Here is a 12,171-nt window from a genome sequence, read left to right on the forward strand (position 1 = left end):
TGAATTCTCTGCGCCGCCTCGGCATCGGCACACCCGATGTCAGCGATGCTATGAGGAGACTAATTTGTCGAATCCCGGCCGACAACACAGGGTCGGGTAGCCCGGGGTGGACGAAAGTGTTCAATCGAGATATCACGTACGTGGAGGTCGTTCTCATGTCCGCCCCCGGTCATCCGCGTTTCGAAGTTCTGGTCGACGTCCTGATCGCCGGAGCCGGTCCGGCGGGTCTCGTCATCGGGTTGTCGTTGGCCCGCGTCGGCGTCCGCGTCCTGGTGGTCGAGAAGCGTTCCCGGCTGTCCACGGTGTCCCGCGCGCTGGTGGCCAGTACCCGCACCATGGAGATCCTGCGGTCCTGGGGGCTGGAGGACGCGGTGCGCGCCGGGTCCGCCGACGCCGAGCCGTCCGGACGGCTGGCCCCCACGCTCCTGTCCGCGGACGGCAGGCGGTTCCCGCTCGGCTACCCCGACGCCCGGCAGGCCGCGCGGGTGAGCCCCACCGGCCCCGTGTGGGTGCCGCAGTCGCACCTCGAACCGATCCTGCTCGCCCGGTTACGGCCCCATCCGACGGCCGCCGTCCGGCTGAACTGCGAGCTGGTCGACCTGCTGCCGGAGCGGGACCGGGTGCGGGTGGTGCTGCGCGACGCCGCCCACGGCAGGCGCTGGGAGGCGACCGCCAGGTATGTCGTCGGCGCGGACGGGGCGCACAGCACCGTCCGGGAACGGCTCGGGATCGGGATGGACGGGCCGTCCGTCCACGGCGAGTACCACGGCGTGCAGTTCCGCGCCCCGATCTCCGGGTTCCTCCCGGGCCGCCCGTGCGGTCTCAACGTGATCACCCAGCGGGACGCGGGCGGCATCCTGGCGCCGCGCGGCCCGGACGACCGCTGGCACTACGGGCAGCAGCGCGGCCCGGGACGACCGGGGCTGGCCGACCTGCCCGTCGAACGGGTCACCGAGCTGATCGCCGCCGCGACGGGCGTCGCCGACCTGCGGCCCCGGATCGAGCGGGTCAGCGCGTTCGCGTTCGCGGCCCGCATCGCCGACCGGTACCGCCGGGGCCGTTGCCTGCTCATCGGCGACGCCGCCCACCAGATGACGCCGCGCGGCGGGACCGGCATGAACACCGCGATCCACGACGCCTACGACCTGGGGTGGCGGCTCGCGTGGGTGCTGCGCGGCTGGGCGGATCCCGAGCTGCTGGACGGTTACGAGGCCGACCGCCGTCCGGTGGGGCTGCACAACGTGCTGCGCTCCGCCGACCCGGACGGTGCCCGCCGCACCGTCGAGGAGGCCCTCCCCTGGGACCTGCACGGACGGGTCGCGCACCGGTGGCTGCCGCGCGGCGGGCGGCGACTGTCCACGCTGGACCTGCTCGGCGACGGGCTCACCGCACTCATCCGGCCAGGTGGCTCCACGGGAACGGGCGGCCCCGCCGAAGCGGAACCGCCCGTCGCCGGTCTTCACGCGCCGGTCACGACGCACGTCCTGGACGAGGACACCGCCGACGCGCTCGGCGTCCCGCCGGTGGGCTCGATGCTGCTGACCCCGGGCGGACGTCCGGCCGCCCGGGTGGGCAACGCGCCGCGCCACTGAGACGCCCGGTTCAGATCCTTTCGGCGGTGACGTGCCAGATCGGCAGCAGGATGCGCCCGGTGTCGTCCTCCTCCAGGGCGTCGATGTCGAACTCCAGCCCGCCGGGCGCGTTGTCGCGCTGCTTCACCAGGAACTCCCGGGTGAAGCTGGTCACGGACCTCTTCTCCTCGATGCCGAGGATCGTCCAGAGCCCGGCGAGGTCGGCGCGCAGGGCGTCCTCGGCGACGCGCAGCGCGGCGGGCGGCATGCCGGGCGGCGCCGTCTCGCTGAAGCAGAACAGCTGGACGCGGGCGGCCGGTTCGCAGATCCGGTGCAGGGCCTCCGCGTACTGCCGTCCCGCGTCGGCGGGCAGGCAGTGGTAGAGGCCGTAGTCCAGCACGGTGTCGAAGCGGCCGGGCAGGGCGTCCAGGCGGGTCGCCTCCCCCACCGTGAACTCGACGTCGGCGCCCGCCGCCCGCGCGCGCTCCCCCGCCTGCTCGATCGCGGCGGACGAGCTGTCGACCCCGGTCACCCGGTGCCCACGGCCCGCCAGATAGATGGCGTGCTCGCCACGGCCGCAGCCCGCGTCGAGCACCGCGTCCCCGAACCCGGCGGCCGCCTCCAGCTCCATCACCACCGGCTGCGGCCCGCCGATGTCCCAGGGGGCGAAGCGGAAGCTCAGCCCCAGCCCCTCGATCGGGGCGCGTCCCTCGTACAGCGGGTCGAACCCGGACTCTTTTTCAGCGGCGATATCATGCGTGCTCATCCGATGCCTCCCTGACGCGACGAGTGATCGTGATCTGTACGGCCGAACCAGCGGCCGAGCGCGGGACGGGGATCGGCGGCCCGGTCGCTGACCCATGCCACGTGACCGTCCGGGCGGACCAGCGCCGTGTCCAACCCCGCTGTCGGCTGGTCGGACACTACGAGATCGACCCGTCCGGCCCATGCCCGCGCCCACTCCCGCAGCAGGTCGCGGCGTTCTGTGTCGGCGGACAGGTCCAGCAGGACGCCCCGGCCGTAGCGCAGCGGCCCCAGCGCACCGACAGTGCCGACGTTGGGCATCCGCGCGCCGACCAGGGGATGCTCGGCGTCGCCGTACCGGACGTCGACGCCGCTGATCTGCCGGGCCAGCCGGTCGCGGGCCTCCCCGTGCGCCAGCAGCTCGGCCAGCACGGCGCGGACCGGCTCGACCTCGGGGCCGCCGAGCAGCAGCCGTGCCTGCGCCTCGATGGTGCGCAGCGCGCGGTGCCCGGCAGGATGCCGTTCGTCGTGGTAGCCGTCGAGCAGCCCGTCCGGGGCGTGGCCGGACGCCGCCGCCGCGAGCTTCCAGCCCAGGTTCACGGCGTCCTGGAGGCCCAGGTTGATCGCCTGGCCCCCGACGGGGAGCTGCCGGTGCGCCGCGTCGCCCGCCAGCAGCACCGGCCCGGCCCGGTACCGCTCGGCCTGGAGGCTCGCGTCGCCGAACGCGCCGACCCACAGGGGCACGCCCGCGCCGACGTCCTCTCCGGTGACTCGTTCCCAGGCGGCCGTGACGTCCTTGAACGTCACCGGCCCCGGGTGCCGACCAGCGACACCGCCGTGTTCGGCGACCATGACGCGGGTGACGCCGTCCGGACGTCGCGCCGCGATGGCGAGGCCGCCGGGGAGCCGTTCGAACCGCCGGTCGCGGATCCCGACACCCGCCACGTCGGCGCGGAGCAGCTCGCGGGCCGCCGTCCGGCCACGCAGCGCGATCCCGGCGAGGTCGCGGACGGCGCCGTCCTCCCCGTCGCAGCCCGCGACGTGGCGGGCGGCGAACTCGACCGTCCCGCGCGGCCCCTCGGCACGGACCAGCACCCGGTCGCCGGACGCGGTGAGCCCCACCACCTCGTGGCCACGCCGGATGTCCGCGCCGAGACCCCGGGCCCAGTCGGCGAGCAGCTCCTCGACGCGCGCCTGCGGCACCTTCCACAGCCCGGCGTGCGGGGACGGCGCCCCGCTCAGATCGAGCGGGATGCCCGCGAAGTGGCCCATGGCCTGCCGGGGCGGCGTGCCGAGTTCGGCGAGCAGGCCGCGCTGCTCGAAGATCTCCATCGTCCGGGCGTGCAGCGTGGACGCGCGCGACTCGGCGGTGGGCGTGACCAGCCTCTCCAGTACCAGGACCTCGGCGCCGCCGAGCCGCAGCTCACCGGCGAGCATGAGCCCGACCGGGCCCGCCCCGACGACGATGACCTCCGCGTCCATCGAACCCCCAGCCGGTCAGCCGTTGTCCTCGGCGTGTCGTTTGGCGTGCCGGAGCGTCGCCAGGCTGTTGGTGCCGAGCGCGTCGCGGACGAAGGCGAGCGCGTCCGCGACGCCCGCGTCCGCGCCGAGCACCGCCGTGACGTTCTCCTCGGCGATCGAGACCGTGTGGTGCGAGGTGACGGTCACGCCGTCCACGCCGTCGACGCGGGACGGCATCGTCCGCCACACTCCGGTGTGCAGGGTCAGCAGCGCGGGCAGCGTCGTCTGCTTGTAGACGATCTCCCGGTGCGGGAAGCAGACCCGAACCGACCGCGTCGTGTGCGTCGAGCCGCCCTTCGCCCGCGTGTCCATCTCCAGGATCTGGAGGCCGGGGTCGTCCTCGGTGAGGACGACGCGGGTCACGTGCGGGAGGCGTTCCTCCCACAGGTCCGCCCGGTCGAGGAAGGCGTAGACGCGCTCGCCGGTCTCCTCGGCGGGGCCCGCGACGAAGACCGAGTCCTCGAACGACAGGAATCCGTCGCCGTCGTCGCCCTTGGTCGCCCGTTCGGCGCCTGCCTTGAGCGCCGCCAGTTCGGAGCGGCTGTTGCCGTCCACCGCGCGGTCGATCCAGGCCAGGTCGTCCCGGTCGTCGCCATCCGCGCGGTAGCGGTGCGACAGCACGACCCGCGACCGTCCGTCGGAGACGCGTTCGACACGCCACGTCCCGCCCATCTCCCCGACGGGCGGCGCGCTCACCTCCTGCCGGAAGTCGATGCGCAGCGCGGCGGGGTCCAGCTCGCGCCGCGACGTCCAGGTCTTGACCTTGTCGTTGGCGCTCGCCCAGATCCGCAGCCGCTCCGCCTTCTCCGTCCGTTCCAGATAGCTGACGTGGACGGTCGGCGGGAACAGCCGTGGCCAGTCGCCGACCGCCGCCAGCAACCCGTAGACGGCCTCGGCGGGCGCGTCGACGACGATCTCGTGCTCCACCTCGCGCATGGCGCCTCCTAGAAGTTCCCGAGCCCGCCGCAGACGTTGATGGCCTGCGAGGTCATGGACGCGGCCGGTTCCGTCGTCAGGTAGCGGACGAGCCCCGCCACCTCCTCCGGCGTGCTGTAGCGACCGAGGGGGATCTTGGCCTGGAACTTCGCCAGGATGGACTCCTCCGTCGTCCCGTAGACCTCGGCGTAGCCCTGCCGGATCCGGCGGGCCATGGGCGTCTCCACATAGCCGGGGCACACCGCGTTGACGGTGATCCCGGTCGGCGCCAGCTCGTTGCCGAGCGCCTTGGTGAACCCGACGACACCGTGCTTGGACGCCGAGTACGGCGCGCCCAGCACCACGCCCTGCTTGCCCGCGGTGGACGCGATGTTGATGATGCGGCCCCGTCCCCGGTCGGTCATCCCACCGGCGGTGAGGACCTCTCGGGTCACCAGGAACACGCTGTTGAGGTTGGTGTCGATGACGTCGAACCACACCTCGTCGGTGATCTCGGCGGTGACGCCGCCGCCGCTGCGGCCCGCGTTGTTGACCAGCACGTCGATCGGCCCGAACCGCTCCACCGCCGATCCGACGAGGGCGCGCACGTCGTCGCCCGACCTGACGTCGCAGGCCGTCCCGTCCACGTCGAGCCCGTCCTTGCGGAAGCCCTCCACGGTGTCGCGGACGGCGTCGGCGTCGCGGGCGCAGATGTACACCCGGTCGCCGCGCGCCGCCAGGGCCGCGCACACCGCGTACCCGATCCCGCTCGTCGCCCCCGTGACCAGGGCGACCTTCCCACTGTCCTGCGGATTGTCCTGCGGCACTGCCCTCTCCTTCACAACCCTCTTCCCGGCGTTCGGTTCAACTGTCATTGACCAGGTTCAGCAGGAGCCTGGCCGTCGTCGCCCTGGTCAGCGCCTCGTCGTCGAGGTGCAGCCCGTACTCGCGGCCGATCAGCGCGGCGGTCTCCAGCAGCGCCACCGAGTCGACGCCGAGGTCGACCAGATCGACGTCGGCGGTGTCGGCGTCGAGCTCGACGCTCTCGTCGAGACCGGCGCCCGCCCGCAGGAGCCTGCGCAGGTCGTCGAGTTCGAGGTTTCTGTCCGGCATGGTGTGTTCCTCCCTGCGGCTGTGTCCGCCCCCGTCCTCGCCGGGGGCCCTACGCGGCGCACGGACGGCGAGCACGGAGTTGAACCCGCCGTGCCCGCGCGCGATGACGATCGCGGCGCGCACCGTGGCGCGGCGGGCGGGCCCGGTCACGATCTCGACCGGGTGGTGCCGCGCCGGTCGCACGTTGATCGTGGGCGGGACGATCCCGTCCCGGATCGCCAGCAGCGCGGTCGCCACGTCCAGTGCGGCCGACCCCGCGTCCATCCGGCCGACCATCGTCTTCGGCGCCGTGACCAGGACGGCGCGGTCGCCGAACACGGCGGCGATGGCCTCGCTCTCCGCCCGGTCCAGGCGCGGGACGGCCGCGGCGTCGGCGAACACGACGTCCACGTCGGTGGGGTCCAGGTCGGCGTCGGCCAGCGCGCACTCGATGGCGCGGCGCAGCGTCGGCGGACGGCCGCTGCCGGGCGCCGGGTCGAACGTCGCGGCGTACCCGGCGACCTCGCCGTAGACGCGGGGCGCGCCCCGACGCCGCGCCGCCTCGGCGCTCTCCAGCACGAGCATCGCGCCGCCCTCGGCGGGGACGTGCCCGGCCGCGCGCGCGTCGAACGGCAGGTAGGCCTCCGCCGGGTCGTCGCCCTTGGCGACCCGCCCGCCGGTGAGCCGCGCCACCCATCCCCACGGGCAGATGGACCCGTCGACCGCGCCGCACACGACCAGGCCGCTGCGCCGCAGCAGCCGCCGCGCCTGGGCGATCGCGTCGAGCCCGCCCGCCTCGTCGGTGACGACGACGCCGCTCGGCCCCTTCAGGCCGTGCCGGATGGAGATCTGGCCGGAGTTCACCGCGTAGAACCACGCGAACGACTGGTAGGCGCTGACGTACTGGCCGCCCCTGCTCCACAGCCGCTCCAGTTCCCGCTGCCCGAACGCGAACCCGCCCGCCGACATCGCGGTGACGACGCCGCGGTCGAGCGCGTCGTCCGGATCGGGTCCGACCCCGGCGTCGGCCAGCGCCTCGCCCGCCGCCACCAGCGCGAGCCGCGTCACGCGGTCCGTCTGCGGGAGCAGCCTGCTCGGCAGGTGGGCCGCCGCGTCGAAGCCGCGGACCTCGCCCGCCAGGCGGCTCGGGTAGTGGGAGGCGTCGAAACCGGCGACCGCCCCGATCGCGGGCACCCCGGCGCGGGTCGCGGCCCAGTACCGCTCCGTCCCGAGGCCGTTGGGCGCGGCGACGCCGATACCTGTAACGACGGCTTTGGGGGCGTTCATCGCGGGCCGCCCACGCGTTTCCGGGGGGTGCGGTGGGTCGTCCCTCCGCAAGAGTCCGGGCCGGTCAGGACCATGGCGCTCTGGAAGCCGCCGAAGCCGCTGCCGACGCTCAGCACCGTGCGGGTCGGCCACTCCCGCGCCACGCGCGGGACGTAGTCCAGGTCGCACTCCGGGTCGGGATGTTCGAGGTTCGCCGTCGGCGGGACGACGTCGTGCTGGATCGCCAGCACCGACGCGGCGATCTCCAGCGACCCGATCGCGCCCAGCGAATGGCCGATCATCGACTTGATGGAGCTGACGGGCGTCCGGTAGGCGTGCTCGCCGAGGCTCCGCTTGAACGCCGCCGTCTCGTGGCGGTCGTTCTGCCGCGTCCCCGACCCGTGCGCGTTCACGTAGTCGACGGCGTCCGGCGGCATCCGCGCCTCCGCCAGCGCGGACCGGATCGCCTCCGCCATCTCGGCGCCGTCCGGCCGCAGGCCCGTCATGTGGAAGGCGTTGCAGCGCGCCCCGAACCCGGCGATCTCCGCCAGGATGTCCGCGCCCCGGCGGCGCGCCCACTCCCGCTCCGCCAGCACGAACAGCGCGGCGCCCTCACCGAGCACGAACCCGTCGCGGGTGCGGTCGAACGGCCGGGACGCCCGCTCGGGATGTTCGACGCGCGGCGTGGTCGCCTTGATCGCGTCGAAGCACGCCACGGTGATCGGCGAGATCGGGGCGTCGGTGGCGCCCGCGACCATGACGTCGGCGGAGCCGTCCCGGATCAGCTCCGTCGCGTGCGCGACCGCGTCCAGGCCCGAGGTGCAGCCGGTGGAGATCACGGCGACGGGCCCCTCCGCGCCGCACGCCCAGGCGATCTCGCGGGCGAACGAGCTGGGCACCAGGTACCCGTACAGGTGCGGCACCGCGTAGGTGTGGTCGACGAGGGTGAGCCTGCCGTCGTCGCTGACGACGCGGTACTCCTCCTCCAGGCCCATGGTGGCGCCGACCGCCGTGCCGATCGTGACGCCGAGCCGCGCCGGGTCCAGGGTCTCCAGCACCGGCGCTCCGGCGGTGACGGCCTCCCGCATCGCGACGAGCGCGAGCTGCACGGCCCGGTCCGTCCGGCGGATCTCCTGCGGGGTCAGCCCCTGCGCGGCCGGGTCGAAGTCGATCTCGGCGGCGACCCGGGAGCGAAAGGGCGACGGGTCGAAGAACGTGATCCCGCGCGTGGCCGTGCGGCCCTCCTGGAGCAGGCCCCAGAACTCCTTCGTCCCGATGGCGCCCGGCGCGACGACGCCGCTGCCCGTGATGACCACTCGCCGCGTCATGCGTGGACTCCCTTTCCGGTGCCGCCGCCGCGCGGCTACGCCCCGGACCAGTGGTAGAAGCGGGTCGCCATCGCGTCCGCCGGGGACCGCCAGGTCTCCGGGTCGTAGGCCGCGATGAACGGCTTGAGGTCGTCGCTGATCCGCACGAACGCCGGGTGGGACGCGACGGTGCCGATGCGGTCGCCGCCGTGCTCGTCGTCGAAGTCCTGGAGGTGGAAGTACAGGCCGTTGTAGGTGAACAGCTCGCGGCGGCGGGTGCCCATGAGCCCCGGCATCTCGCCGCCGTCGAACTCGGCGAACAGGTCCGCGACCGCGTCGCCGTGCCGTGGGTCCATCCGCGCGACGATCAGAGTGCTATGCATCGTTCGCCCTTCTGCGATGTGGGTGCGCATCCGAACCAGCGGCGCAGCGCCGCGTCCAGGTCGCCGCCGCCCGGCTCGGCCCACACCAGGTGCCCGTCCGGACGGATCAGCGCCGAGTCGGTGCGGGGCCAGGGGTCGTCGTCGGTCTCCGGCCAGTCCGCGGTGACGATGTCGACGCGGCCCGTCCAGGCGGCGGCCTGGGCGTTCACCCGTCCCGTCCGGTCGGTGGTGACGAGCACGCCGCGCGCCTGGTGAAGCAGGTCGAAGATCCGGGTTCGGCGGCCGTCCGGCAGGATCAGCGGACGGTCGGGCATCCGCGCCCCGAGCAGCGGATGGTCCCCCGGTCCGACGTCGTGGCGGATGTCGAGCCCGCTCACCACGCCGGACAGATGGCGTCCCACCTCCGGGATCCGCATGAGTTCGCCCATGACGGTCCTGAGCGGCTCGATCTCCGCGTCGCCGAGGTAGAGCGTTCCCTGCGCCCGGGTGTTGCGGAGCAGGCGCGCGCCGACCGGGTGTCGTTCGGCGTGGTAGGTGTCGAGGAGGCCCGCCGGGGCGTGGCCCGCGACCGTCGCCGCCAGCTTCCAGCCGAGGTTCACCGCGTCCTGGACGCCGACGCTCATGCCCTGCCCGCCCGCCGGGAGATGGACGTGCGCCGCGTCGCCCGCGAGCAGCACCCGGCCCCGGCGGTACTCGGTGACGTGCCGGGTGGCGTCGGTGAAGGAGCTGACCCAGGGCGCGTCGGCGCCGTGCAGCGACTCGCCGGTGAGCCGCTCCCAGGCGTCGGCGACCTCGGCGAAGCCGGGAGTCCGCTGCCCGGCGGACGGCGGGGGCGTCCCGTGCGGGCAGACGATGATTCGGTCCAGGCCGTCGCCCAGGGGAGCCGACATGACCATGCCGCCCGGGACCCGCTCACCGGTGGGACGTGGGCGGATGCCGCGTCCGGCGACGTCCGCCAGATACATCTCGCGGGTCGCGTCGGTGCCGGGGAAGGTGAACCCGGCCGCCCGGCGGACGGTGCTCTGCCCGCCGTCACAGCCGACCAGGTACGGGGCCGTCCGTTCGACGCGGCCGTCCGGGCCGTCGATGACGGCGGTCACCGCGTCGTCGGTGGCGCGCAGCCCGGTGACGTTATGGCCGCGCAGGACGTGGGCGCCGAGTTCCAGGGCCCAGTCCTCCAGCATTCGCTCGATCCGGTCCTGCGGGAGGCCCCGGACGCCGAAGTGCGACCCTTCGAGCACCCCGAAGTCCAGGGGGATGCCGCCGAAGTGGCCCTGGCGGCTCGTCTCCACCTCGCCGAACCGGGCGAGCAGGCCGCGCTGCCGGAACACCTCGGCCGCGCGCGCCGTGACGCCCAGGCCGCGCGACTGCCCGCTCGGGGCGTCCAGCCGTTCGTAGACGGCGACGTCCGCGCCGCCGAGCCGCAGCTCACCGGCCAGCATCAGGCCGACCGGCCCGGCGCCCACGACGATGACGTCCGTATCGGTACCGCCCATGTCAGGGCGCTCCGTTTCCGGAGGGGCGGGCCTCGATGATCGAGACGGTGGAGGCGGTGCCGACGACGCGGGTGAGGGTGAACCCGGCGGCGGCGAGCAACCCGGCGTACTCGACGGACGTGCGCTCCCGGCCGCCGATGAGCAGCATCAGCCACAGGTCGACGAGCTTCGCCGGATGCCGTCCGCCACCCTCCGGCACGACGAACTCCATGATCAGCAGCCGTCCGTCGGGGCCGATCACGCCGCGGATGTTCCGCAGGATCTCCAGCGCCTTCGGCTCCGGCCACTCGTGCAGGATGTGCTTGAGGACGTAGGCGTCCCCGCCGGACGGCGGGACCTCGAACAGGCCGGTCGTGTCGATCTCGCACCGGTCCTCGACCCCGGCCTCGCGGAACAGGCCGGTCGCGGCCAGGTCCGGCGCCCGCTCGTCGACGAGGATCCCGCGCGCCTTCGGGGCGCGGCGCAGCAGGGCGGCCAGCAGCGCGCCGCGCCCGCCGAACACGTCGACGATCGTCCCGAACCGGGTGAAGTCGTACGCGGCGGCGACGGCGTCGGTCTCCAGGTTCGACAGGTTCCCCATCCCGGCGTTGAACACCTCGGCGAACTCCGGGTTCGCGTCCAGGTAGTCGTAGACGCCCATGCCGCGCAGCTTCGGGACGACGGGCTCGCCGGTGCGCACGGCGTCCTCCAGGTGCCCCCAGTCCTCCCAGTGGACGGAGCCGCCCATGAGCAGGGCCATGCCCCGCATCGACATCGGCGCGTCCGCGCGCAGGGCGGCGGACATCGAGGTCTGCCCGTACCGGCCGCCCGGCCGCTCCGCGAAGACGGAGTAGCCCCCGAGCAGCCGGAGCAGGCGTCCCGTCGCGTCCGGGTCGGCGTCCACCCGGCGCGCGATCTCGGCCACGGTCAACGGGCCGTCGACGACGGCGTCGGCGATGCCGAGCCGGGCGGCGACGTACACGGCCTGCGTGACCATCGAGCCCATGACCAGTTCCAGCAGCGCGATCGGCCCCGGGACAAGGCGCCGGTCGACGCCCTGAACCCCGGCCCTCACGGCCTCGACCGCGCGGACGACCCGGGCGGGCGGCACCTTCGGCGGCATGCGTTTCTCCTCCCGTTCCAGGCCGCGGGCTACTGCCCGGCCGAGCGGGTGTGGACGACGCGGTAGGTGTTCCATTCCAGGAACGTCGCGAGCGACCGGAGCTTGTCGCGCGTCTCCGTGCGCGCCGCCGACCACTCCGCGTCGGGACGGGACCGGAACGCCTCGTAGGAACCCTCGCCGTCCCACTGCGAGTAGCGCACGGCGAAGTCGCCGTCCAGGCCCACCGCGCCGACACCGCGCAGGACGGACAGGGAGCGGTAGCCCGGCTCGTCCACCAGCCAGTCGTGCGACCGCTCCAGGACGGACACCAGGTCGGCCAGGTTCTCCCGCTCGACGCCGAACAGCTCGATGACCGTGTGGTCGTCGCGGTCCGGCGACACCTCCGTCGCCCCACCGTTCGACGGGTGCCGTCCGGTGAAGGCCACCTCGGTGCGCAGCAGCCTGATCGAGGTCGTCATCTCCTCGAACAGCGGGACCGTCCGGTGCCTGAACTCGTCTCCGGCGTACCGGCGGTGGACGTCGCCCTCGCCGCGCCACTGGATGAGGTTCGCGGTGCCCGGCTTGTCGCTGCCGCTGTGCACGGTGCTGGAGATCCAGCCCTCGTACGCGGCGGCGTTCACGATCGTCCGCATCTCCTGGAGCAGACGGTCCTGCTTGTCGCGGGAGTCGGTGGTGAACAGGTTGAGAACCGTCAGGCAGGAGTCGCGCGGGGAAAGGATCGGCATGATGTCCTCGTCTCGGGAGTCAGCGTCTCGGGAGTCAGCGTCCGGGGGG

11 protein-coding genes are annotated in these 12,171 nt (G+C 73.8%); 1 reads left to right on the forward strand and 10 read right to left on the reverse strand.

Going from position 1 to position 12,171, the window contains the following annotated elements; genetic code table 11:
- The first annotated feature begins 155 nt into the window (after positions 1-155).
- Entirely contained in the window at positions 156-1,592 is a 1,437-nt protein-coding gene (locus ABD808_RS01995; protein WP_344888624.1) for an FAD-dependent monooxygenase, read from the forward strand.
- A gap of 10 nt (positions 1,593-1,602) precedes the next feature.
- Here the strand turns inward: ABD808_RS01995 and ABD808_RS02000 are convergent, their stop codons facing one another.
- From ABD808_RS02000 to ABD808_RS02045, 10 genes are read right to left on the reverse strand one after another with little or no spacing between them, the layout of a single operon-like run.
- Complete coding sequence (locus ABD808_RS02000; protein ID WP_344888626.1) at positions 1,603-2,337, reverse strand: class I SAM-dependent methyltransferase; 735 nt, start codon at positions 2,335-2,337, stop codon at positions 1,603-1,605.
- A complete protein-coding gene (locus ABD808_RS02005) occupies positions 2,334-3,797 on the reverse strand; it encodes an FAD-dependent monooxygenase (RefSeq protein ID WP_344888629.1) in 1,464 nt (487 codons plus the stop codon). The genes ABD808_RS02000 and ABD808_RS02005 overlap by 4 nt, the downstream gene beginning before the upstream one ends.
- 15 nt (positions 3,798-3,812) lie before the next feature.
- Positions 3,813-4,772 carry an aromatase/cyclase gene (locus tag ABD808_RS02010; RefSeq protein WP_344888632.1) on the reverse strand — a complete coding sequence of 320 codons (960 nt, stop codon included), beginning with the start codon at positions 4,770-4,772 and terminating at the stop codon, positions 3,813-3,815.
- Between the two features lie 8 nt (positions 4,773-4,780).
- A complete protein-coding gene (fabG, locus tag ABD808_RS02015; protein WP_344888635.1) occupies positions 4,781-5,578 on the reverse strand; it encodes a 3-oxoacyl-ACP reductase FabG in 798 nt (265 codons plus the stop codon).
- 37 nt (positions 5,579-5,615) lie between these two features.
- Positions 5,616-7,130 carry a beta-ketoacyl synthase N-terminal-like domain-containing protein gene (locus ABD808_RS02020; RefSeq protein ID WP_344888638.1) on the reverse strand — a complete coding sequence of 505 codons (1,515 nt, stop codon included), beginning with the start codon at positions 7,128-7,130 and terminating at the stop codon, positions 5,616-5,618.
- The gene (locus tag ABD808_RS02025) at positions 7,127-8,437 is read right to left on the reverse strand and encodes a beta-ketoacyl-[acyl-carrier-protein] synthase family protein (RefSeq protein WP_344888641.1); all 1,311 of its coding nucleotides are present in this window, start codon (positions 8,435-8,437) and stop codon (positions 7,127-7,129) included. Before ABD808_RS02025 ends, ABD808_RS02020 begins: the two co-directional genes overlap by 4 nt.
- 35 nt (positions 8,438-8,472) lie before the next feature.
- Positions 8,473-8,799 (reverse strand): TcmI family type II polyketide cyclase, encoded by a 327-nt coding sequence (locus ABD808_RS02030; protein WP_344888644.1) that lies wholly within the window; start codon positions 8,797-8,799, stop codon positions 8,473-8,475.
- Positions 8,784-10,295 carry an FAD-dependent monooxygenase gene (locus ABD808_RS02035; RefSeq protein ID WP_344888647.1) on the reverse strand — a complete coding sequence of 504 codons (1,512 nt, stop codon included), beginning with the start codon at positions 10,293-10,295 and terminating at the stop codon, positions 8,784-8,786. Before ABD808_RS02035 ends, ABD808_RS02030 begins: the two co-directional genes overlap by 16 nt.
- Before the next feature lies 1 nt (position 10,296).
- Positions 10,297-11,397, reverse strand: coding sequence for a methyltransferase (locus ABD808_RS02040; protein ID WP_344888650.1), 1,101 nt, complete (start codon positions 11,395-11,397; stop codon positions 10,297-10,299).
- Positions 11,398-11,426: 29 nt separating this feature from the next.
- Entirely contained in the window at positions 11,427-12,122 is a 696-nt protein-coding gene (locus ABD808_RS02045; protein WP_344888652.1) for a hypothetical protein, read from the reverse strand.
- Positions 12,123-12,171 lie beyond the last annotated feature (49 nt).

The sequence above is a fragment of the Actinomadura meridiana genome (assembly GCF_039537545.1).
In the GTDB taxonomy this organism is placed as follows: domain Bacteria; phylum Actinomycetota; class Actinomycetes; order Streptosporangiales; family Streptosporangiaceae; genus Spirillospora; species Spirillospora meridiana.

What these genes read in the sequence shown, in the direction of transcription:
- ABD808_RS02010 (WP_344888632.1), bottom strand. Translation starts at nt 4,772, where the DNA reads ATGCGCGAGGTGGAGCACGAGATCGTCGTCGACGCGCCCGCCGAGGCC.
- ABD808_RS02040 (WP_344888650.1), bottom strand. Translation starts at nt 11,397, where the DNA reads ATGCCGCCGAAGGTGCCGCCCGCCCGGGTCGTCCGCGCGGTCGAGGCC.
- ABD808_RS02025 (WP_344888641.1), bottom strand. Translation starts at nt 8,437, where the DNA reads ATGACGCGGCGAGTGGTCATCACGGGCAGCGGCGTCGTCGCGCCGGGC.
- ABD808_RS02000 (WP_344888626.1), bottom strand. Translation starts at nt 2,337, where the DNA reads ATGAGCACGCATGATATCGCCGCTGAAAAAGAGTCCGGGTTCGACCCG.
- ABD808_RS02005 (WP_344888629.1), bottom strand. Translation starts at nt 3,797, where the DNA reads ATGGACGCGGAGGTCATCGTCGTCGGGGCGGGCCCGGTCGGGCTCATG.
- ABD808_RS02020 (WP_344888638.1), bottom strand. Translation starts at nt 7,130, where the DNA reads ATGAACGCCCCCAAAGCCGTCGTTACAGGTATCGGCGTCGCCGCGCCC.
- ABD808_RS02035 (WP_344888647.1), bottom strand. Translation starts at nt 10,295, where the DNA reads ATGGGCGGTACCGATACGGACGTCATCGTCGTGGGCGCCGGGCCGGTC.
- ABD808_RS01995 (WP_344888624.1), top strand. Translation starts at nt 156, where the DNA reads ATGTCCGCCCCCGGTCATCCGCGTTTCGAAGTTCTGGTCGACGTCCTG.
- ABD808_RS02030 (WP_344888644.1), bottom strand. Translation starts at nt 8,799, where the DNA reads ATGCATAGCACTCTGATCGTCGCGCGGATGGACCCACGGCACGGCGAC.
- ABD808_RS02045 (WP_344888652.1), bottom strand. Translation starts at nt 12,122, where the DNA reads ATGCCGATCCTTTCCCCGCGCGACTCCTGCCTGACGGTTCTCAACCTG.